The 21,242-nt window shown below is 69.1% G+C and carries 23 protein-coding genes and 1 pseudogene; 6 read left to right on the forward strand and 18 right to left on the reverse strand.

The window, feature by feature from the left end:
* Positions 1-11 precede the first annotated feature (11 nt).
* The 9 genes from OG943_RS19245 to fdxA all read right to left on the reverse strand — a co-directional run bounded on the left by OG943_RS19245 (position 12) and on the right by fdxA (position 7,697).
* Entirely contained in the window at positions 12-854 is an 843-nt protein-coding gene (locus tag OG943_RS19245) for an ABC transporter permease (protein ID WP_328611168.1), read from the reverse strand.
* A 13-nt stretch (positions 855-867) separates the two neighbouring features.
* Complete coding sequence (locus tag OG943_RS19250) at positions 868-1,725, reverse strand: MlaE family ABC transporter permease (RefSeq protein WP_328611169.1); 858 nt, start codon at positions 1,723-1,725, stop codon at positions 868-870.
* Position 1,726: 1 nt separating this feature from the next.
* The gene (locus OG943_RS19255) at positions 1,727-2,155 is read right to left on the reverse strand and encodes an SCP2 sterol-binding domain-containing protein (RefSeq protein WP_328611170.1); all 429 of its coding nucleotides are present in this window, start codon (positions 2,153-2,155) and stop codon (positions 1,727-1,729) included.
* Positions 2,156-2,177: 22 nt separating this feature from the next.
* Complete coding sequence (locus OG943_RS19260) at positions 2,178-2,390, reverse strand: ferredoxin (protein WP_328611171.1); 213 nt, start codon at positions 2,388-2,390, stop codon at positions 2,178-2,180.
* The gene (locus OG943_RS19265; RefSeq protein WP_328611172.1) at positions 2,375-3,607 is read right to left on the reverse strand and encodes a cytochrome P450; all 1,233 of its coding nucleotides are present in this window, start codon (positions 3,605-3,607) and stop codon (positions 2,375-2,377) included. Before OG943_RS19265 ends, OG943_RS19260 begins: the two co-directional genes overlap by 16 nt.
* Positions 3,608-3,648: 41 nt before the next feature.
* Entirely contained in the window at positions 3,649-4,746 is a 1,098-nt protein-coding gene (locus tag OG943_RS19270; RefSeq protein WP_328611173.1) for an NAD(P)-dependent alcohol dehydrogenase, read from the reverse strand.
* A gap of 12 nt (positions 4,747-4,758) precedes the next feature.
* Positions 4,759-6,201 (reverse strand): aldehyde dehydrogenase, encoded by a 1,443-nt coding sequence (locus OG943_RS19275; protein ID WP_442874746.1) that lies wholly within the window; start codon positions 6,199-6,201, stop codon positions 4,759-4,761.
* Positions 6,202-6,390: 189 nt separating this feature from the next.
* A complete protein-coding gene (locus OG943_RS19280; RefSeq protein ID WP_328611174.1) occupies positions 6,391-7,359 on the reverse strand; it encodes an NAD(P)/FAD-dependent oxidoreductase in 969 nt (322 codons plus the stop codon).
* Positions 7,356-7,697 carry a ferredoxin gene (gene fdxA, locus OG943_RS19285; protein ID WP_328611175.1) on the reverse strand — a complete coding sequence of 114 codons (342 nt, stop codon included), beginning with the start codon at positions 7,695-7,697 and terminating at the stop codon, positions 7,356-7,358. Before fdxA ends, OG943_RS19280 begins: the two co-directional genes overlap by 4 nt.
* Before the next feature lie 201 nt (positions 7,698-7,898).
* Between fdxA and OG943_RS19290 the strand changes: the two genes are divergently transcribed.
* Complete coding sequence (locus OG943_RS19290) at positions 7,899-8,756, forward strand: PaaX family transcriptional regulator (protein ID WP_328611176.1); 858 nt, start codon at positions 7,899-7,901, stop codon at positions 8,754-8,756.
* Between the two features lie 48 nt (positions 8,757-8,804).
* On the forward strand, positions 8,805-9,611 hold the full coding sequence (locus OG943_RS19295) for a PaaI family thioesterase (protein WP_328611177.1): 807 nt from the start codon (positions 8,805-8,807) through the stop codon (positions 9,609-9,611).
* Between the two features lie 19 nt (positions 9,612-9,630).
* Here OG943_RS19295 and OG943_RS19300 read toward each other — a convergent pair whose 3' ends face one another.
* Positions 9,631-10,086: a MaoC family dehydratase gene (locus tag OG943_RS19300; protein ID WP_328611178.1), complete on the reverse strand. Its 456-nt coding sequence runs from the start codon at positions 10,084-10,086 to the stop codon at positions 9,631-9,633.
* Between the two features lie 183 nt (positions 10,087-10,269).
* Between OG943_RS19300 and OG943_RS19305 the strand changes: the two genes are divergently transcribed.
* From OG943_RS19305 to OG943_RS19320, 4 genes are all read left to right on the forward strand, one after another.
* A complete protein-coding gene (locus OG943_RS19305; RefSeq protein WP_442874747.1) occupies positions 10,270-11,118 on the forward strand; it encodes an enoyl-CoA hydratase-related protein in 849 nt (282 codons plus the stop codon).
* Positions 11,119-11,130: 12 nt separating this feature from the next.
* Positions 11,131-12,267 (forward strand): acyl-CoA dehydrogenase family protein, encoded by a 1,137-nt coding sequence (locus OG943_RS19310; protein ID WP_328611179.1) that lies wholly within the window; start codon positions 11,131-11,133, stop codon positions 12,265-12,267.
* A gap of 60 nt (positions 12,268-12,327) precedes the next feature.
* Positions 12,328-13,236, forward strand: coding sequence for an SDR family oxidoreductase (locus OG943_RS19315; protein ID WP_328611180.1), 909 nt, complete (start codon positions 12,328-12,330; stop codon positions 13,234-13,236).
* A 96-nt stretch (positions 13,237-13,332) separates the two neighbouring features.
* The gene (locus tag OG943_RS19320) at positions 13,333-14,532 is read left to right on the forward strand and encodes an HNH endonuclease signature motif containing protein (protein ID WP_328611181.1); all 1,200 of its coding nucleotides are present in this window, start codon (positions 13,333-13,335) and stop codon (positions 14,530-14,532) included.
* Positions 14,533-14,609: 77 nt separating this feature from the next.
* Here OG943_RS19320 and OG943_RS19325 read toward each other — a convergent pair.
* From OG943_RS19325 to OG943_RS19360, 8 genes and pseudogenes are all read right to left on the reverse strand, one after another.
* A pseudogene (locus OG943_RS19325) lies at positions 14,610-14,914 on the reverse strand (hypothetical protein); the annotation flags it as partial.
* A 149-nt stretch (positions 14,915-15,063) separates the two neighbouring features.
* Positions 15,064-16,074 carry a DUF7064 domain-containing protein gene (locus OG943_RS19330; RefSeq protein WP_328611182.1) on the reverse strand — a complete coding sequence of 337 codons (1,011 nt, stop codon included), beginning with the start codon at positions 16,072-16,074 and terminating at the stop codon, positions 15,064-15,066.
* Positions 16,071-17,120 (reverse strand): phosphotransferase family protein, encoded by a 1,050-nt coding sequence (locus OG943_RS19335; protein ID WP_328611183.1) that lies wholly within the window; start codon positions 17,118-17,120, stop codon positions 16,071-16,073. Before OG943_RS19335 ends, OG943_RS19330 begins: the two co-directional genes overlap by 4 nt.
* Positions 17,121-17,123: 3 nt before the next feature.
* Positions 17,124-17,930 (reverse strand): enoyl-CoA hydratase/isomerase family protein, encoded by an 807-nt coding sequence (locus OG943_RS19340; protein WP_328611184.1) that lies wholly within the window; start codon positions 17,928-17,930, stop codon positions 17,124-17,126.
* A gap of 28 nt (positions 17,931-17,958) precedes the next feature.
* The gene (locus tag OG943_RS19345) at positions 17,959-18,771 is read right to left on the reverse strand and encodes an enoyl-CoA hydratase/isomerase family protein (RefSeq protein WP_328611185.1); all 813 of its coding nucleotides are present in this window, start codon (positions 18,769-18,771) and stop codon (positions 17,959-17,961) included.
* A gap of 42 nt (positions 18,772-18,813) precedes the next feature.
* Positions 18,814-19,599: an enoyl-CoA hydratase-related protein gene (locus OG943_RS19350; protein WP_328611186.1), complete on the reverse strand. Its 786-nt coding sequence runs from the start codon at positions 19,597-19,599 to the stop codon at positions 18,814-18,816.
* Between the two features lie 30 nt (positions 19,600-19,629).
* Complete coding sequence (menB, locus tag OG943_RS19355) at positions 19,630-20,463, reverse strand: 1,4-dihydroxy-2-naphthoyl-CoA synthase (protein WP_328611187.1); 834 nt, start codon at positions 20,461-20,463, stop codon at positions 19,630-19,632.
* Positions 20,463-21,218: an SDR family NAD(P)-dependent oxidoreductase gene (locus OG943_RS19360; RefSeq protein ID WP_328611188.1), complete on the reverse strand. Its 756-nt coding sequence runs from the start codon at positions 21,216-21,218 to the stop codon at positions 20,463-20,465. Before OG943_RS19360 ends, menB begins: the two co-directional genes overlap by 1 nt.
* Positions 21,219-21,242: the final 24 nt, after the last annotated feature.

Consider the following 21,242-nt stretch of genomic DNA (forward strand, 5'->3'; position numbering starts at 1 on the left):
CCGCGGGCGGTCTAGTTGGCTATCGGGGTCTGGATGCTCGTGCCGAAGAACAGCTGGTAGAGGATCGCCGCCGCGCCGGACACGATGATCATGTTGACCATCATCGATTTCGCGGTGTTGCGGCCGACGCCGACGGGGCCGCCGGAAGCCGTGTAGCCGTAGAAGCAGCCGACGACGACCACCAGCGTGGAGAGCAGCACCGCCCAGATCAGCGCGTACAACAGGTCGACGGGGGTCTGGAAGGACCAGAAGATGTTCGAGTAGCCGCCGGGAGACGTCGTCTCCAGCATCGGCTGCACCACCGCCCAGGAGCCGAGGTACTGGCACCCCTCCCCCGCGATGAACATGAAGGGGGCGGCCAGCCACATCGCCCACAGCCGGGTGCCGGCGAGGTAGGCGCGGGAGTGGATGCCCATCACCTCGAGCGCGTCGATCTCGTCGCTGATCCGCATCGAGCCGATCTCGGCCACGTAGCCGCAGCCGACCTTGGCCGCCAGCACCCAGCCCCACATCGACGTCGAGTCCGCCTTCAGGTCGCCGATCGAGGTGAACACGCCCACGTAGCCGGACGCGCCGACCTGGTCGAGGATGTAATGGCCCTGCAGACCGGTTTCCGCGCCGATCGCGAACATCATGAACCAGATGATGATGCCGCTGGACCGGATCAGGATGGCCGCCTGCCGCAGTACCTCGGAGAAGTAGAGCCCGAGGGTCAGCGGCATCTCCGCCAGGACCCGGAAACCGAAGTAGGCGATGTCGCCGACGGTTTCGGCGGCACCCCGCAGGACGTTCGACCGCTTCGGGACCGGGGTCCGCAGGTCCGGGAGCTTCACGGGCTTCTCGACTGTTGTCATCGCCGGCCGCCCTTCACCGCAGCATCAGCAGGTTCGGGTTGAGCCCCTGCGCGATCGCGTTGAAGAAGAAGTTGAACACCCAGACCATCGCGAAGCAGATGACAACCGCCTGGTTGACCGCCCGGCCGACCCCCTCGGGGCCGCCGCCGGCGTTGAGTCCTTTGTAGCTGCAGATCACGCCGATGAACAGGCCGGTCAGGAGCGTCTTCAGCTCGGCCCCCCACACGTCGGCGGCGTACAGATTGTGCGACATGCTGTCGATGTACGCGCTCGACGTGGTGTCGGCGAGCGCGCTCACCGCGACCAATCCGAGCAGCACGCCGACGAACGACGTGAGGCAGTTGAGCAGGGCGCACATCACCGCCGTCGCGATCACCCGCGGGATCACCAGCATCCGCAGGACGTCCATGCCGAGCACCTTGAGCGCGTCCAGCTCCTCACGGGCCCGGCGCGCGCCGAGGTCGGACGTGATCGACGTGCCGATCACGCCGGCCACGACCATGCCGACCATGAACGCGGCGATCTCGCGGATGTCGGCCATCACCCAGAACGCGCCCATCCGGTTCGCCGCGCCGAGCAGCCCGAGCAGGCCGACGCCCATCACCGTGATCAGGAAGCCGAACCCGGCCATCGCGAAAGTGGCCGGCCAGAAACACAGGCGCAGCAACGCATACATCTCGTCGAGGGTGTCTTTCCAGTAGCCCCTCGGGTGGCGGATCGCGCTGGCCAGCACCTGCCCCAGCAGCTGGCAGATCCGGCCCACCTCCAGCACCACCGTGCGCGCCGGCCCGGGCACGAGGCCGATGGCGCGTTCCGTTCCCCGGACGCGGCGGCGCGGCGGCGCCGCACCGGGTTTCTCGACCGTGGTCACGTCAGTTCACCGCGTCGACCAGATCGGCACGCCCGGCTTCGCGCAGGATGTTCTCGTACGTGCCGAACAGCGGCTTGGTGATCGGGACCACCTTCATCACCGCGGAGACCTTGCCCTTGGTCTTGATCTGGCCGCGGGCCATCGCCAGCGCGACGTTGACCTTGCCGAGCCAGAACCGGTGCGCGGTGTCGGCCAGCATCTCCAGCTCGGCGTCGATCGGACGCGTCACCGGGGCGCCGCCGTCCCGCCCCAGCTGCACGACGCCTTCACCGAAGTCGATCACGATGGTCGATTCCGGGTCCGACTGGTTGAGCTTGAGCACGGAGCCGACCTTCCGCAGCTTCGGCCCCAGCTCGGGGTCCGCCAGGCTCACCTGGAAGATCTTGCCCAGGTAGCGGTAGACCTCGTCCTCGTCCTTGAAGACACCCACGAGAGCTCCTTTGCTCGAATCGCTATTCGTCGTGAAGGGAGATCGCCCGCTCCGGGCACGTCTCGACCGCTGCGGCCGCCGCGTCGGCCAGCTCGGGTGGCACGGTTTCCATCAGGGCAAGGGATTTGCCCTGGTCGTCGTCGACGTCGAAGAGCTCCGGCGCCCGGACCGCGCACCGCGCGTGGCCCTGGCATCGGTCCGCGTCGATCGCGATCCTGATCACTGCTCCGGCCATTCGTCGAACACCACCGGCACCGTTTTCACACCCCATGTGTTGCCGGTGTGCCAGACGGCCTCTTTGCCGGGCGCGACCCGGTAGCGCGGGACACGGTGCAGGAACTCCCGCAGCAGGGTCTTCAGCTCCAGCCGCGCCAGGTGCGAACCGAGGCACCGGTGGATCCCGGAGCCGAACCCGAGGTGACGGTTGGGCTGGCGATCGAAGACCAGCTCGTCCGGGTCCGGGAACTCCTCCGGGTCCCGGTTGGCCGCGGGCCACAGCAGCAGGAGCCGGTCGCCCTCGTCCAGCTGCTGCCCGGCGAACTCGCACGGCTGGGCCACGTTCCGCGCCACGCCGGGCTGCGGCGGCATGAACCGGATCAGCTCCTCGACGGCGAGGTCCAGCTTCTCCGGGTCGTCGACGATCTGCTCCAGCCGGTCGCGTACCTCGGGCTTCTCGGCGAACATCAGCAGCAGCCGGCTCAGCACGCTGGCGGTCGTGTCGAAGCCCGCTGGCACCAGCACCAGGCAGAACCCGTAGATCTCGTCGTCGGTGAGCCGTTCCCCGTCCAGCTCGGCCTGGTCGAGATGGCTGATCAGGTCGTCGCCGTAGCCGTTGGTGCGCAGCTGATCGAGCATCTCGGCGAAGTACATGGTGCAGTTGAGGCCCGCCGCCATCGACCGTTCCAGGTTGTCCTCGTCGGTCGACTCGGGATCGGGCTGGAGCATGTACAGGAACTCGTCCTTGAGCTTTTCCCAATCCTTTTCAGGCACGCCGAGGTACAGCTCGAGAATGCCGCGCAACGGAAGGGGGATCGCCACCTCCTTCGCCAGGTCGGCGTCCTTCTTGCCGACCAGGCCGTCGATGATCGTGCGGACCATCTCCCGCATGTGCGGTTCCAGCGCCTCCACCGACTTGGGGCTGAACCGGGCGCCCACCAGGGTCCGGTACTTGCGGTGCATCGGCGGGTCGGACTCGATCGGGATCATCGGGGTCGGATTGCCGAACGGCGGGATGGTGACCGGGAACGAGGAGAACAGCTCCGGTTTGTGCGCGGCCTCGTAAACGTCGCGGTAGCGCGAAACCGCGTAGAAGCCACCGTGTTCGACGCTGTGCGCGACCGGGAATTCGGTGCGCATCTTCGTGAAGATCTCGTCCTGGTGCTTCTGGCAGTCGCGGTCGTGCAGGCTGAAGTGTTCGACCAGCTTCGTGATGACGCCGTCGTCGACAGTCACGATGTTTCCTTTCCGTTGACACGGGGGCGAAAGGGACCGGCTCAGACCAGTCGCAGGACCGGTTTGACGGCCTTGCCCGCCTCGGAATCCGCGCAGGCCGCGTTGATGTCGGCGAAGTCGTAGCTCGTGATCAGCCGGTCGAACGGGAACCGCCCCTGCGCGTGCAGTTCCAGCAGCCGCGGGATGAAGTCGTCGGGCCGGGCGTCGCCCTCGGTCACGCCGGTGATGGTGCGGCCGGTCATCAGCAGTTCCAGCATGTCGACCTGGATCTCGGTGCCCGCCTGGCCGAAACCGAGCACCGCGCAGGTGCCCTTGGGCGCCAGGGCGCTGACCGCCTGACGGACTACCGCAGTGACGGCGGTGGTGTCGACGGTGAAGTCGGCCCCCCGTCCGGTGATCCGCTGGATCTCCTCGACCGGGTCCTTGGCGGACGCGTCGACGCTGTGCGTGGCGCCCAGCTCCTCGGCCAGCGCCAGCCGGTCCGGCACCAGGTCCACGGCGATCACCTTGGTGCACCCGGCCGCGCGGGCGGCCATGACCGCGGCGATGCCGACGGCGCCCGCGCCGAACACGGCGAGGCTGGACCCGGTTTCGGGACGGAGCCGGTTGAGCACCGTGCCGGCACCGGTCTGGATGCCGCAGCCCAGGGGGCCCACGATCGACAGGTCGGCGTCCGGGCCCAGCTTGACGACGTTGCTCTCGACCGCGATCGAGTGCGTAGCGAACGAGGACTGGCTGAAGAAGAAGCCGTGCACGTCGCCCTCGCCGTGCAGCGCGTTGGTGCCGTCCGGGCGGGAGCCCGCGACGTTGCTGACGACGAACTGCTCGCAGTAGGCCGGATCGCCGCGCAGGCACATCCGGCAGCGGTGACACGAGGCGAAGGTCAGCAGGACCTTGTCGCCCGGCTCGACCTTGGTGACGCCCGGGCCGACCGCCTCGACCACCCCGGCGCCCTCGTGGCCCAGCACCAGCGGCAGCGGCACCGGCAGCCACTGGTTGCGGACGCCGATGTCGGTGTGGCAGACACCGGTGGAGTGGATCTTGACCAGGACCTCGCCGGCCCGGGGATCGTCGAGCTCCAGCTCCTCGATCTGGAACGGCTGACCGGCTTCACGCACGACCGCGGCCTTGACACGCATGGGAAATCTCCTTCAGGCAGGCAGGTAGATCGACTTGAGCTGGAGGTAACCGGCCAGGGCTTCCGGGCCGAACTCGCGCCCGATGCCACTGGCCTTGACCCCGCCGAAGGGAGCGTTGAGGTCGAGCACGTACCCGTTCACGCCGATGGTTCCGGTCTGCACGCTGCGCGCGACCGACGTGGCGCGCTCGGAGTCGGCCGACCAGACGCTGCCGCCGAGGCCGTACTCGGAGTCGTTGGCGATGCGCACCGCCTCCTCGTCGCCGTCGTAGGCGATGACCGACAGCACCGGGCCGAAGATCTCCTGCCGCGCGATCGTGGACGCGTTGTCCACGTCGGCGAACAGGGTCGGCTGGACGAACCAGCCCCGGTCGAGCCCGGCGGGACGGCCGCCGCCGACCACCAGCCGCGCGCCTTCCGCGCGCCCCTTGGCGATGTAGCCCTCGACCCGCTCGCGATGCTCGGCCGAAGCCAGCGGGCCGACCTGCGTCGACGGCTCCAGCGGGTCGCCGACCTGCAGGCCCCCGAGCCAGCCGGCCAGCGATTCGACCACCTCGTCGTAACGGCTGCGCGGCGCGAGGATCCGGGTGCACGCCATGCAGGTCTGCCCGTTGTTGGCCAGCGAGGCGAAGAAGAGGCCCTCGGTCACCTTGTCCAGATCGGCGTCGTCGAGGATGACCGCGGCCGATTTTCCGCCCAGTTCCAGCGAAACCGGCCTCAGCAGGGCGCCGCAGCGTTCCCCGATCGTCCGCCCGGCCGCGGTGGAGCCGGTGAAGGCGATCTTGTCGACGCCGGGGTGCGACACCAGGTACGCGCCGAGTTCCCGGCCGCCGGGAACCCAGTTCAGCACGCCCGGCGGCACGCCGGCCTCCTCGGCCGCCTCGGCCAGCAGGAAGCTGTCGAGCACCGTGCCCGGCGACGGCTTGACCACGACGGTGCAGCCCGCGGCCAGCGCCGGGGCGATCTTGGTGACGGCGAGGACAACCGGGTAGTTCCACGGCACGATCGCACCGACCACGCCGACCGGGCTGCGCCGGACCAGGGTGTCGAAACCGAGTGGTGACGGGCGCCGCTCTTCGAACTCGGTCGAAGCGGCCAGCGCGGCGTAGTACCGCAGCAGGGCCACCGCGTAACCGCCTTCGAACTGCTCGCTCAGGCTCAGCGGCATGCCGTTCTGGAGGCTGACCGCCCGGGTCAGTTGCTCGCCGCGCTTTTCCAGCGCGTCCGCGAACCGGTTGAGCACGTCGCCCCGTTCCGCAGGGGACGCGGTGGCCCACGGGGAATCGTCGAACGCCTGCCGAGCGGCGCTGACCGCGCGGTCGACGTCCTGCTCTCCGGCTTCCGGGACGCTGCCGAGCGATTCTTCGGTCGTCGCGTTGACGACCTCGATACGGCGGCCGGACGCGGGTGCTACCCAGCCTCCGCCGATGAACAAGCTGTCATACGCCATAACCATGTTCAGCTCCTTTGCTGTGGCCCTCGTGCACCGCGATTCCGCCGGATGACGCCGCTCGATAACTCAAGCTATGGCGCTGTGACCGGGGCAACAACACGTAGATATACGTGCTTTCCGCGATCCGCGTACCCCGGAAAAGCCGACGGCCGGCGGGCCGGCGGAACCCGCCTGCCCACCGGCCGTCCTCGCTCAACTGGTCGCAGTGTCCGTGGAATGACCAGGGAAAACCGGCTGCCCGGGATCGATGAAATGCGCCGCGTTGTTCACCGCGGTCGCGGCCTCGCCGAAGCCGACGGCGATGAGCCGCACCTTCCCCGGGTAGTCGTTGATGTCGCCCGCGGCGAAGATCCCGGGGACGTTGGTGGCCATCGACGAGCCGACCGGGATGTGCCGCCGGTTCCGGATGTCGACGCCCCACTCCAGCAACGGCCCGAGGTTCGCGGTGAACCCCAGCGCGGCGATGATCCGCTGGCAGGACAGCGTCCACGCCTCGTCGCCCCGCGTGATCTCCACGCGCTCGATCGCCTCGCGCCCCAGCACCTTGGACACCTCGGCGCCGGTGGTGATCTCGACCGGGCTCGCCCGCACCGCGGCGACCGTGGCCGGATGGGCCCGGAAGGTGTCGCGGCGGTGGACGACCGTGACCGACTTCGCCAAGGGGTGCAACGTTTCCGCCCAGTCGAACGCGGAGTCGCCACCGCCGACGATCACCACGTCCGCGCCCGCGTATTCGTCCGGCCTGCGCACGAAATAAGCCAGCCCGGTGCCCTCGAACCGCTGGGCCGCGGGCAACGGGCGTGGGGTGAACGTGCCGATCCCGCCGGTGATGACCACCGCCTTCGCCGTGACCCGCTCACCGCGGTGGGTGGTCACGGCGAACCCGGGTTCGAGCGTCTCGGCCCGGTGCCCGAGCAGGTACCGGGGCCGGAACGGGGCGGCCTGGTCCAGCAGCCGGTCGACCAGCTCCCGGCCGCGGATGGCCGGGAAGCCGGCGATGTCGGAAATCCGTTTCTCCGGGTACATCGCGTTGATCTGGCCGCCGGGCTCGGGCAGCGAGTCCAGCACCACCACGGAGAGCCCGCGGAAACCGGCGTAGTAGGCGGCGAACAGGCCGGCCGGCCCGGCACCGACGATCAGGAGGTCGGCCTCGTGCGTCATCCGGCGTCCCCGAATCCGGCGACCAGCTCGGTGTCCACCCCGATGGCACCGGTGACCGCCGCTCCCCCGGGCGCGCCGATGGCCTCCTCACGGCCCGGCAACGGCTCCTCGAAGAACCTCGCGTTGTCCCCGACGAACTCGGCTTTTCCGCCGGGCACCTTGGTGTCGAGGGAGATCGCGGTGACCGGGCAAGCCGGCTCGCAGGCCCCGCAGTCGATGCACTCGGCGGGGTTGATGTACAGCTTGCGCTTTCCTTCGTAGATGCAGTCGACCGGGCATTCGTCCATGCAGGAACGATCCATCACGTCGATGCAGGAATCAGCGATCACATAGGGCATGACAAGTTCCTCACGCTCGCGGAAAAGGCGCGGCGAACATCGGAGGAATCGCGGAATCGCACAGAGGGTGGACGGAATCCTACCGCCCGAAGCCCACGAAGTCTACACGCTGCCGTACTCAGTTGCGCGTCATGTAGAATCTAGGCCACGGCACGGGCGTCCGGTCACCATCGCCGTGCGACCCGGAGACGAGGAGGCCCCATGCCGACCCCCGAGGCGCTGGACACGCTGTCGCCCGGAACCGCGGACGCGCCCCTCGCGCACGGAAGCGCGAGATCGTTGCTCATCACGATCCTCGGCGAGCTGGTGTGGCCCACCGGGCAGCCCGTGTGGACCTCGACGCTGGTGCACCTCCTCAAAGGACTCGGGTTCGAGGAGCAGACCGCCCGCCAGGCGATCGCCAGGGCCTCGGCGTCCGGGTGGCTCCAGCCGGAGCGCCAGGGACGCGAGGTGTGCTGGACCCTGACCCCGAAACTGGTCCACATCTTCGAAACCGGCTCCAGCCGCGTCTACTCGCTCAGCGACCCGTTCAGCAGCTGGGACGGGACCTGGCTGGCGTTGTGGACGACGATCCCCCAGTCGATGCGCCGGGCCCGGCGCCCGCTCTACGCGGGGCTCACCTGGGCCGGCTTCGGCAACCCGCTTCCCGGGCTGTGGCTGACCCCGCACGTCGAGCGGGCCGCGGAAGTACGGCAGCTGCTGGAGCAGCTCGAACTCGAGCAGCACACCTTCGCCTTCACCGGCAACGTCAGCGCCATCGGGATCCCCGCCGAGGAGATCGTCGAACGCGGCTGGGACCTCGACGACCTGCGGACCCGGTACGAGCAGGCCTGGGCGGCGATGAACGACGTGCGCCCGGACGGGCCGGACGAGACCCTCTTCACGCACATCCGGCTGATGAGCGAATGGCAGGAATTCCCGCGCGTCGATCCGCAGCTGCCGGAGGCGCTGCTGCCGGACTGGGTGGGGCGGCGGGTCGCCCGCCGGATCGAGGCGTTCCGCGCGCAGTGGGCCCCGATCGTGCGCCGGCGGTTCGCCGAGCTCACCAGCACGCCCTGACGTTCCCGATCCCCGCCCCGCACGATGTTCGCCACCGGGAGACCCTTCTTGGACACCACCACCTCGCCCCGGCAGCCGGCCTTCCTGCCCGGCGGGCCCGAGGCGCTGTTCGCCGTCGACGGTTTCGCCTACACCGACGGCGAAGTCCGGGCGCGCATGCTCCTGGGGCCGTGGTCGGACGGGCTGGGCGGCGCCGGGTCGATCGGGGTGCTCGTGGACAACATCCTCGGCTACGCGCTGATCGCGCAGGCGCCCGACGAACGCTGGTCGGTGAGCACCGAGATCTCCGTCGACTTCCTCCGGCCCCTGCCGGGGAACGGAACGTGGCTTTCGGCGCGCGGGCGGACCGTGGACGTGGGGGCGGCGGCCGGGCTGGCCGAAGGCTCCGTCTTCGGCGAAGACGGCCGGCTCATCGCCCGGAGCCGCCAGTGGGGACGGTTCGTCGGCCGCGGGCCTGGGCCGGACGGTGACGTCCTCCCCGGGCACCACAGCCGAGCCACCGCGAGCGTCCTCAACGACCTTCGCCAAGAGGTCGGCGCGGCCGAGGGTCGCGCCCAGCTTCGCTTCGGCGTCGCGGACGAGCTGGTGAACCCCCACGGAACCTTGCACGGCGGGGTGACCCTGTGGGCAGCCGGGCTCGTGGCCGGCGCGGCGCTGTCCACCCTCACCGCGACCCTGAACCCGGCCTCGATCGCCGTCAGCTACCTGCGGCCGTTTCCGCACGGGGACGTCGCCGAGATCCAGGCCGAGGTCGTGAGCCGCGGCCGGAGCCTCGCCCTCACCCGCGTCACGGGGCGCAACCGGGCGGGCAAGCCGTGCATCGTGGCGGCCGTGCACCACCACAGCCTCGGCTGACGCCGGCCGGGTGCAGCGCCTACCGCGCGTAGGTCACGAAAATCGACTCGCCGACCATCGCCGGCCGCTCCTGGCCCTTGATCTCGATCCGCAAGGCGACGCGGTACCGCACGCCGCCGTCGTCCCGCCTGGCCGCCGAGGAGATCACGCCGGCCAGCCGGATCTCGCTCCCCACCGGAACCGGCGACGTGAACCGCACCTGGTCCAAGCCGTAGTTGAGCCCACGGGCGTGGTCCTTGATCACCAGTATCTCCTTGAACATGGCCGGCACCAGCGAAAGCGTGAGGTAGCCGTGGGCGATGGTGCCCCCGAACGGGCCGCCGGCCGCGCGGGCGGGGTCGACGTGGATCCACTGGTGGTCGTCCGTCGCGTCGGCGAACGTGTCGACCCGGGCCTGCGCCACCCGGCGCCAAGCCGAGGCGCCCAGACCCAGGTCCCGGGCCTCGGCGAGTTCCGCCACCGTCAGTTCGAGCACAGGTTCCTCCACTGATGTCCAGGACGTCGACTATCCAGGACGTCGACACGTCTGCTAAAGGTCCAACCTTTCAAACAACCGCAGGATAATCAACGACTCCGAGCACCATCGGTGCCACGACGCCAGGTCACGTCCACGACGACGCCGACTTGTAAACGATCGTTATCACGTCTACAGTCGCAAATGGTCAGGCCGAAAGACAGCGCCTGCGTCGGCAACGGAGCGGAAGGCAGGGTGATGGACAACTTCACCGACATCAAGTACGAGGTCGAGCGCGGTCTGGCCTGGATCACCATCAACCGGCCGGAGCGTTACAACGCGTTCCGCGCCCAGACCGTCGACGAGCTCATCCTGGCGTTCAAGCGGGCCTGGGCCAGCGACGAGGTCGGCGCCCTCTGCCTGACCGGCGCGGGCGAAAAGGCGTTCTGCTCCGGTGGCGACCAGAAGCAGCGCATGGAAACCGGCGACTACGGCCCCTCGCAGAGCGGGCTGTTCGAGGTCGAGTCGCTGCACCGGGTGATGCGTGACGTCCCCAAGCCGGTGATCGCGGCGGTGAACGGCATCGCCATCGGCGGCGGCCACGTCCTGCACGTGCTCGCCGACCTCACGATCGCCGCCGACACCGCGACCTTCGGCCAGAACGGTCCCCGGGTCGGCTCCTTCGACGCCGGCCTCGGCTCCGGCTACCTGGCCCGCGTGGTCGGCGAGAAGCGCGCTCGCGAGATCTGGTTCATGCTGCGCCGGCTCTCCGCCGAAGAGGCGCTGGACTGGGGGCTGGTCAACAAGGTCGTGCCCGCGGAGAAGCTCCGTGACGAAGTCCGGGCCTGGGCCGACCAGATCCTGCAGTACTCGCCCACCGCGTTGAAGGTGCTCAAGCAGTCGTTCAACACCGACACCGAGCACATGGTCAGCATCGGCAACATGGCGTACACGACGCTCAAGCTCTTCGGCGAGACGGACGAGTCGAAGGAGGGCATCCGGGCGTTCAACGAAAAGCGCCAGCCCGACTTCTCCGCCTACCGCGGGAACTGACGGGCACGGCCGATGCGACTGACCGCGGAGCAGACCGAATTCGCCCGGGTGATCCGCGAGTTCTGTGCGCGTGAATGCGGGACACAGGCCCAGCGCGACGCCCTCACCGAGAACGGCACGCTGGCCAACAGCCCGCAGATCCTGGCGAAACTCGCCGCGCACGGCTGGCTCGGCGTGTCCCTTCCCGAGGACTGCGGCGGTGGTGGCGCCGGATTCGTCGACGAATGCGTTTTCCTCGAAGAGACCTCGCGCGGGCTCGCGCCCATCACCGCGTACTCGAGCAGCCTCACCGCGGCACAGACGTATCTGAAGTGGGGCAACGACAACCAGAAGAAGACGGTCGTCGCCAACCTCGTCGCCGGCCGGCTCGAAGCGATCGCCTTGAGCGAGCCGGACGCCGGGTCGGATCTGGGCGGGGTCCGGGTCAAGGCGGTTCGCGACGGCAGTGACTACGTCGTCAACGGCCAGAAGACCTGGATCTCCGCGGCGCACATCTCCGAACACCTGCTGGTGCTCGGGCGAGAGGACGCCACCCGCGGCAAGCACCAGGGTCTGACCTTGCTGATGGTGCCGTGCGCGACGCCCGGCATCGAGATGCGGGAAGTCCGGACGATGGAAGCCCGGACCTGCAACGACGTCTTCTTCACCGACGTCCGCGTGCCGGCGTCCGCCGTGGTGGGCACCGTGGGCAATGGCTGGAAGCAGCTCATGCGCGGGCTGGGGGTCGAGCGGCTGATCATCGCGGCGATGAGTGTGGGCAGCGCCCAGCGCTCGCTGGACGACGCGATCGCGTTCGTCAAGGAGCGGGAGGCGTTCGGGCAGAAGATCGCCACCTTCCAGGCGCTGCGTCACCGGATCGCGGACCTGGCGACCGACATCGCGTTCGCGCGTTCGTTCCTTTACGACGTCGCCGAGCGGATCGACGCCGGGCAGGAGGACCAGCTGGCCCAGGAGAGCGCGATGGCGAAGATGCGGTGCACGGAGATCGCGAAGAACACGGCGCTGGAAGCCATGCAGATGATGGGCGGCTACGGCTACGCCCGCGAGTACGGCATGGAGTTCCAGGTCCGCAAGGCGCTGGCACCGCCGATCTACGGTGGCACCAACGAAATCCAGCGGGAGATCATCGCCAAACGGCTGCTCTCCTGACTCGTTCGCCGGTCCGGTCACCACGCCCAGCCCCGGGATCCAGGAAAGTGAGCCACCGCCATGTCGAACCCCGCTGCCCGCTCGCCGTACCGTACCGATCTCCTGGCGGGTAAGCAGTTCCTCATCACCGGCGGCGGTACCGGCCTCGGCCGTGCCCTGGCCGGGCAGCTCGTGGCCCACGGCGCGGACGTCCATCTCTGGGGGCGGCGGGCAGCAGTGCTGGAAGAGGCCGCCGAGCAGGCCGGCGCGGCGCGGCGCGGCAGCGTGCACATCCAGACGGTGGACGTGCGCCAGTACGACGCCGTCGACGCGGCAATGGCGGCGATCTGGGCCGGGCACGGGCCGCTCAGCGGGGTGGTGAACAACGCGGCCGCCAACTTCATCGCCCAGAGCAAGGATCTGAGCCCGCGCGCGTTCGAAGCAGTGACCGGGACGGTGATGAGCGGCTCGTTCCACACCACCCTGGCCGCGGGCAAGCGCTGGATCGCCGACGGCCTACCGGGCAGCGTGGTGTCCACCCTGACCACCTGGGTCTGGACCGGTTCGGCGTTTGTGCTGCCCTCGGCGATGGCGAAGGCCGCCGTGCACTCCATGACCATGTCGCTCGCCGTCGAGTGGGCCCGCTACGGCATCCGCCTCAACGCGGTCGCGCCCGGCCCGATCCCGACCGAGTACGCGTGGGCGATGCTGAATCCCACGGACAGCAGCGCCCTCGGCGCGACCCAGGTCGACCAGATCCCGGCCGGCCGCGCCGGCACGGTCGAAGAACTGGCCAACCTGACCATGTTCCTGCTGTCGGACGCCTGCGACTACCTGACCGGCCAGACGATCGCCATAGACGGCGGCCAGATGCTCGCAGGCCCGGGAACGTTCGCCGGGCTCACCGCCCTGTCGGACGACGAGTGGGCGGAAGTCAAGCGGAGCAGCATGGCCGCCACCGAGGCCGGCAAGAAGCAGCGGTCGGTCTGAGCCGCCGCTCCTGCTGTCCGGCTGCTGTTGATATGGAGATTTTTGTTCACTCGATTCGGTGACGTTTTTGGTGGGTGGCGTCGGTAAAATTGAAGGGTGAGCAATTATGGGGATTCTTCTTTACAGGACGCTTCCGATGTTTTGTCTCGGATTCATGAACGGGCCATCCGGGTAGCACAACTGGAGGCCGAGCAGGCAGCTGATGTCGCATTGTTCGCGGCGACAGGTGGTTCTGCCCGGTCGGTGGCGGCCGAGCTGGCGTTGGAGTTGTCGGTGACAGAGCGGCGTGCTGGGGCTGATGTCGCGTTGGCGCAAGCCTTGACGACCCGATTGCCGGAGACGTTCGCAGCATTCCGGCGCGGAGAAATCGACGCGTTCAAAGCGCGGATGGTATTCGAGCCGACCATCGTCCTCACTGACGAGCTAGCCCGCCAGGTCGACGCGATTGTCGCGACCCGGTTGGCGGGAAAGAATCCGTCGTCGTTACGGGCCGCCGTGAATCGAGTGGTGCAGAAAGTGGACGCCGAAGGATATGAGCGAAGATCCCGGGCGCGACGGCGCGACCGTAACATCTGCCTCATTCATCAAGACGAGACAATGTCCACCTTGCTGTGTGACCTGCCCGTGGAACACGCCTCGGCGATCTACATCTCCCTCGATCAGGAGGCGCGGAGGCTGCGTCGCGGAGGCGAGTCCCGGACGTTGGAGCAGTTGCGTGCGGATGTCTTGGTTGATCGGTTGCTGAACCGGGCGCCGGGTGACAGTGGCATCAAGCCCGTTGTCTATGTCTATGTGGACCTTTTGACGCTGGCCGGATTGAACGAGGAGCCCGCCGAACTCTCGGGCTGCGGCACGGTTCCGGCGTGGCTGGCACGGACACTCGCCGCAGACCCGAATTCGGTGTGGCGGCGGATCATCACCGAACCCGACACCGGGCAGGTCCTCAGCGTCGGCCGCACCCGCTACCGGCCACCAGCCGCCCTCGCCGACCTGGTGCAGGTGCGGGACCGGGTGTGCCAGCACCCGGGCTGTCGTCGTCCGTCGCAGTTCAGCGATATCGACCACACCCGGGACTTCGCAAAGGGCGGCCAGACCGCCGAAGACAACCTCGGCCCGCGCTGCCGACGACACCACCGCCTCAAAGACGAACCAGGCTGGTCCTGCACCACGGCACCCGGCGGTGAAGGCACCATCACCACACCGACAGGGCGGGTGTATGCGACAAAACCGCCGCCACTGCACGAAAACCGGGCGAGAGACACCGCAACCGGGGCCGGGCATGAGGCAGCCGCCTGACCCCGGCACATAGCGAGGAACCTCCAAAACCGGGCCAACGTCGCGAGATTCCGCTGTCCTTACCTGGTCGCTCCGCGTCCGCCTCGGCCCATCGACCCGGTCAGCTCGTAGCCGCGCAGCAGTCGCCGGTAGCTCGCAGACCGGAACGGGGAGCCTCCATCAGAGTGCACGATCACGCCGAGCGGATTACGCAGTACGATCGCGTTGCGCAGCGCCGCGCACAGATACAGCTTGCCCTCCGCGCTGGGATGCTCGGTGACATCGGTCAGCCACGTCACGTTCGGGCATCGGCGATGAACCGGTACCCGCCAGCCGAATCATCGGCGTGGATCTCGAGCGCGGCGCTGATCAGATGGGCGTCAACCCAGTCCCGCGGCCAGACCAGACCAGGGCCGAACACCACTGGCAATACGTCTGCCGATGCGCCCACCGCACCCAATGTGGCGTTCGGTGCGTCCAACGCAACCAAGGCTGGGGCGGCCGAGCCGCAGATCTCACGGTGACCCGGCAGCGGGACCCCAGCTCCGGAAGCTAGTCCAAAGTAGACCGGTAACGATACGACCCACTACGGCTAAGTGCGAACTCGAGAATCCCAGTCCCCCGCGTACTGCCCCACCGGAAAGCGCACAACCGGTCGGTCAGGGAGGTGTCCAGGGTCCGTGGGCTCACCGACCCATCGAGCCGGTAGACCTCATGGTCCAGAAACCCCCGCCCACGCCGCACACCGTGCCCGCCGCCGTAGCCCGCCCCGGCCATGAATCCGCCACCGGCCGACGCGTCGGCGTCGAGGTGGTAGACGCGCCCGGCGGCAGTCGTCACCATCACCGTGCCGTCGATCAGGTCCAGGTCCGCGAACCTCAGCCGATGGCCCACGTCGACCACGTCGTCCACGGTGCCGTCCTCGTGCAGGACGGCGCCCTCGGCCAGCAGCCGCTCCCCCTGCCGGTTCTCCACCAGCAGGAAGCCGACCGACCGATCGGGGAACTGCGCCTGGCACCACAGATGCAGGCCTTGCCCACCGCCCAGGTTCCGCACCCCACGCGAACGGTCCCGCTGCCCGTACCACCCGTCGACCTGGTGCGTGACGCCGTCGAGAGTCAGCGTGCCCCGGTAGCGTCCGGATTGGACGAGGTGCTCGAACTTCGTCGGCGGCCCGGCGTTGTTGCCGAGTTCCACCTCGCGCAGCCAATACGGAGTCCGCGCCGTCCAGACCACGTCTAGCGCGACGCCGGCCGGGTTGTCCGCCACGCGGATCCGCCAGCAGCGGTTCGGCTCGATAACGTGGAAGAACAGCGGCCCGGCGCCGTCGCCGGTGGTGGCGGACAGCTCGGTGGAGAACCTGACATTGCGTTGTTCCGTGCCGGTGCTGACCACGACGAACCCGTCCACGACGTTCCTCGCCGGGTAGTGGCCGAGGCCGGTGATGACCGACGGCGCCGTCGCGTCCGCGGGGTGCAGGTTGAGCATGAACCGGTCGAAGAACCGGTCGTGGTGGACCGCGTCCGGCCCCGGGACGAGGGCGTCCTCGAATTCGGCGCTCATGGGCTCCTCTCGATCGATCCGAGGCCCGGGCCGGGTTCGGCACCGGCGACGTCATGGGCCTCACGGAGAAACGACCGCACCAGCGATTCGTCCTGGTAATACGGGTCGCCGCCGGCCCGCCGTCGCCCGTATTCGTAGAGCGCGGCCAGTTTCCACAGCGCGAAAACGCGGTACCAGCCGAGCGCCGCCAGGTTCGCGCCGGTCCGGGCGGCGTACCGCTGCTCCAGGTCCTCCCGGCTGGGATAACCCGGTTCGAGCAGAGCGGTCCCGAACTCCTCGGTGGGAGTGCGCGGGACGCCCGGCCGCGGGACCGAAGCCAGGAAGTAACCGAGGTCGAACAACGGATCGCCGATGGCGGCCAGCTCCCAGTCCAGCACCGCCTCGATGCGTCCAGGCTCCTCAGTGGACAGGACGACGTTGCCGATCCGGTAGTCGTTGTGGATGAGGGCCGCACCGGATTCGGCGGGGATGTTCGCCGTCAGCCAGGAATGGACCGGCGCAAAGGTCGCGGGCAGCACGCCGTCCTCGCCCGCGGCCAGGCCGGTGATCCGCCGCAGGTGCCGCTCGGTGAACCCGGTGGGACGCCCCAGGTCGGCGAGCCCGGCCGCGCGCCAGTCCACCGCGTGCAGCGCGGCCAGGGTGTCCACCAGCGCGTAACCGATCGCCGTGCGGACCCTGGGCTGGTCGAGTGGCGGCGGCGTCCGGGTGGTGACCACCGGGCCCGCGGCGAAACCCATGACGTAACAAGGCACATCGAGGAGCTGGCCCGCGTCCGCGGTAGCCAGTAGCCGCGCCACGGGAACCTCGGTCCCGCGCAACGCGCCGATCAGCCGCGCCTCGCGCATCATGTCGTGCGCACCAGGCGGCACCGGAGGCGGCGGCGGACGCCGGAGGACCACCTGCCGCTCGCCGTCCGATACCAGATAGGTCAGGTTCGAGTGCCCATCGCCGATCCGGCGGGTCGTGACCGGACCTCGGGTGAGCCCGCGGGCTTCGAGGAATTCCGTTAGCCCGCGACGAGCCGCCGGCGTCCACTCCCAGCTCACAGGTCACCGCCCGGTGAAGCGCGGTTGGCGCTTCTCGGTGAAGGCCGACAACGCTTCCGGCATGTCCGCCGTACGCGTCAGCAGCGCCTGGCCGCGGTTCTCCAGTTCAAGCGCGGCGGCGTAGGACGTGATCTCCTGGTTGCGCTGGATGGCCCGTTTGGACATCCGCACCCCGCCCGGGGAGTTCGCCGCGATCCGCGCTGCCATCGCGACGGCCTCGTCGAACAGCTGCTCGCCGGGCACCACCCGGTTCGCCAAGCCGATCGCCACGGCCTCCTCCGCCGCCACCAGCCGCCCGGTGTAGCCGATTTCCGCCGCGCGGCCCGGGCCGACGAGCCGGCTCAGCGTGTAGGAGGTGCCCAGCTCGCCGACCGAGAGACCGACCTTCACGAACGCCGCGCTGAACTTCGCCGACGGGGCGACCAGCCGGATGTCGGCGGCGAGCGCCAACGCCATGCCGCCGCCCGTCGCGGGCCCGTGCACCGCGGCGATCACCGGGAACGGAAGGTGCCGCAGGGCCGCGATGCCTCCGGTCGCGGTCTCCTGGAACTTCAGGAACTCCCGCACTCCCATGTGGGTGATGACGTCGATCTCGTCCAGGTCGAACCCGGCGCAGAACGCTCTTTCCCCGGCAGAGGTCAGGATCAGCGCGCGGAGCCCGCTGTCCCGCAGGGCTCGGGCGGCCACGCCGTACTCGTGGAACATCCGCACGGTCTGGGTGTTCATCCGGTCCGGCCGGTTGAGCCGCAGCACGCCGATCTCCCCTTCGAGCACTTCGAAGGCCAGGGTCTCGAGCTCGGGAAAGTCCATGACGACCTCACTGTCGTGTCGTGGAGCGTCAGGTGCCGGTGAACAGGGGCTTGCGCTTCTCTTTGAACGCGGCCAGCGCCTCGGGCATGTCGGAGCTGCGCGTCAGCAACGCCTGGCCGCGGTTCTCCAGCTCAAGTGCGGCGGCGTACGACGAAATCTCCATGTTGGCCTGCAGCGCGCGCTTCGACAGCTGCACACCGCCGGGCGAGTTGGCGGCGATCGTCTCGGCGAGGGCCAGGGCTTCGGGCAGCAACAGGTCGGGAGCGGCCACCCGGTTGACCAAGCCGAGCCGCTCGGCCTCTTCCGCGAGCACCATTCGCCCGGTGAAACAGATCTCGCTCGTGTGGGCGGGACCGATCAGCCGCGTCAGCAGCCAGGAAGCGCCGAGATCGCCCGCGGACAGTCCAATGCGGACGAACGCGGCGTTGAACTTCGCCTCGGTGGACGCGAGCCGGATGTCGGCCGCCAGCGCGAGGGAAAGGCCGCCGCCCGCCGCCGCGCCGTTGACCGCGGCGATCACCGGAACCCGGACCGAACGCACCGCGACCAGGGCTCGCGCCGCCCGTTCCTGCTGGTCCAGCATGCCCAGCGCGCCGAGCTCGGGGAGGTCTTCGGCGTCGGCGAGGTCGTAGCCGGCGCAGAACGCCTTGCCCGCCCCGGTCAGCACCACCGCCCGGCAATGGTCCTCGTCGTCGAGCGCCGTGAACGCCCGTTCCAGGTCGTCGAACATGGTGTTGGTCATCGCGTTGTAACGGCTGGGGCGGTTCAGCTCCACGAGTGCGACATCCGTAGCCGGCTCGCTGAGCCTCAGCGTTTCGTAGTCCTCATCCGGAATCTTCACGACCGGCTCCTTCCGCTGGGGGTGGCACACCCGGACCACGGGTCAGGCGAAGTTCGGCGGTCGCTTCTCGATGAAGGCGGTGATGCCCTCGGCCGCGTCGCCATCGGTGAACAGCGCCTGTTCCTGCGTGGCCTCGTAGGCCATCCCCTCCTCCAGCGGCAGCTCGAACGCGGCATCGACGGTGCGCACCACCGCCAGCTGCGCCGGCAGCGAGGACGGGACGATCTCGGCGGCCAGCGCCAACGCGGCCTCCAATACGTCACCGTCGGCGCGCCGGTCGACCAGTCCGATGGCGAGCGCCTCGTCCGCGCGCACCTGGCGGGCGGTCAGCATGAGGTCCAGCGCCCGTCCCCGGCCGACGAGCCGCGGAAGGCGTTGTGTCCCACCGGCTCCCGGGATCAGCCCGAGCTTGACCTCGGGCAGGCCGAACTTCGCCCGCGGCCCGCACACGCGCAGCGTGCACGCCATCGCGAGCTCCAGGCCGCCCCCGAGCGCGGCCCCGTCGACCGCCGCGATCGAGATCCACGGCGCCGCGGCCAGCCGGTCGTTGACCGACCGCATGCGGTTCCCGTACGCGAGGAACGTCTCGGCGTCGATGGTGGACATGTGCTTGATGTCCGCGCCCGCGGCGAAGAACCCGGGCAGCGCCGACTCGACGACCATCACCTTGACGTCACCGGCCTTCTCCGCGGCATCGAACGCCGAGTGCAGCCCGTCGAGGACCGGCAACCCGAGAGCGTTGGCCGGTGGCCGGTTCACCGTGACAACGGTGATTCCTGGCGACGCACTGCGCCAGGTGACGGCTTCGGCCGGTTCGGGTTCATTCATCGCGCCTCACTTGATTCAGGGTTCGGGTGGTCAAGCTCGCCGGGGAAACCGGCCGAAGCCGGGGACACGTTTTTCCTTGAACGCCTCGCGCCCCTCCTGGGCTTCCGCCGATCCGTAGAACAACAGGTTGGCGTCGTGGGCCAGCTGCTGGATCCCGGCGTAGCCGTCCTCGGCCGCGTGGAAGCTGGCCTTCATCAGCCGCAGGGCGAACGGGGACAGCTCCAGCATTTCCCGGCACCAGCGCACGGTTTCCGCCTCGAGTTCCGCCAGCGGCACGACCGTGTTGACGAGCCCCATCACCTCGGCCTTGGCCGCGTCGTAGCGCCGGCACAGGAACCAGATCTCCTTGGCCTTCTTCGGCCCGACCAGGTCGGTCAGCAGACTCGCCCCGAAGCCGCCGTCGAACGAGCCGACCCGGGGCCCGACCTGGCCGAAAACCGCGTTGTCGGCGGCGATCGTGAGGTCGCAGACCAGGTGCAGCACGTGACCGCCGCCGATCGCGTACCCGGCGACCATGGCGACGATCGGCTTGGGGCACCGCCGCATCTGGACGTGCAGGTCGGTGACGTGGAACCGGCCGGTGCTTCTGCCATCGGACTGGTACCCGCTGTCGCCCCGGACCCGCTGGTCGCCGCCCGAGCAGAACGCCTTCTCGCCCGCGCCGGTCAGCACGATCACGCCGATCGACTCGTCTTCGCGGGCCACAGTGAGCGCCTGCGAGATCTCGATCAGCGTCTCCGGCCGGAACGCGTTGTGCACCTCCGGGCGGTCGATCGTCAGCTTGGCGATGCCGTCGGACGTGCTCTCGTAACGGATGTCGGTGTAGTCGCCGGATCCCGCCCAGGCGACTTCGGTGTCCCCCATCAGGACATCGTGAGCCCGCCGCTGACCGACAGCGTCTGGCCCGTGACGAATCCCGCGCCGTCGGAAGCGAAGAAGGCGACGGCCGGGCCGATGTCCTCCGGCGTGCCGAGGCGCTTCATCGGGACCGCGCGGGTCATCCCGCCGATCACCTTCTCGGCGTCGCCGGAGCCCTCGGCGAACTTCCGCAGCGCCGGGGTGTCGGTGGGGCCGGGGCAGACCGTGTTCGCCGTGACCCCCTTCGTCGCGACCTCGCGGGCGAGCGTCTTGGTGAAGGCGATGATGCCGCCCTTCGCGCCGGAGTACACGGCCTCCAGGGACGAACCGACCCGCCCGGCGTCGGAGCCGATGTTGACGACGCGCCCGAAGCCGCGCTCGATCATCCCGGGCACGACGGTCCTGATGACCCGCAGTGCACCCTTGAAATTGATGTCGAGGATCTTGTCCCAGAACGCCTCGTCGGTCTTCACGAAGGGCATGAAGTCGTCCCAGCCCGCGTTGTTCACGACCACGTCGATGGGCCCGAGCTCCCTTTCGACGGTCGCCACCGCGGTTTCCACCGACTCGGTGCTGGTGACGTCGATCAGCACGGCGATCGCGGTGCCGCCGGCCACGGTGATCTCCTTCGCGGTCTGCTCCGCCGCCTCCTGGTTGAGGTCGGCGACGGCGACCCGGAATCCGTGTGATCCCAGCGTGGTGGCGATGCCCTTGCCGATGCCCTGGGCGCTGCCGGTGACGAGGGCGACGCGGTTGCTCATGTGGTTTACGCTCCTGTGTCGATA

The sequence above is a fragment of the Amycolatopsis sp. NBC_00345 genome (assembly GCF_036116635.1).
Classification (GTDB): Bacteria; Actinomycetota; Actinomycetes; order Mycobacteriales; family Pseudonocardiaceae; genus Amycolatopsis.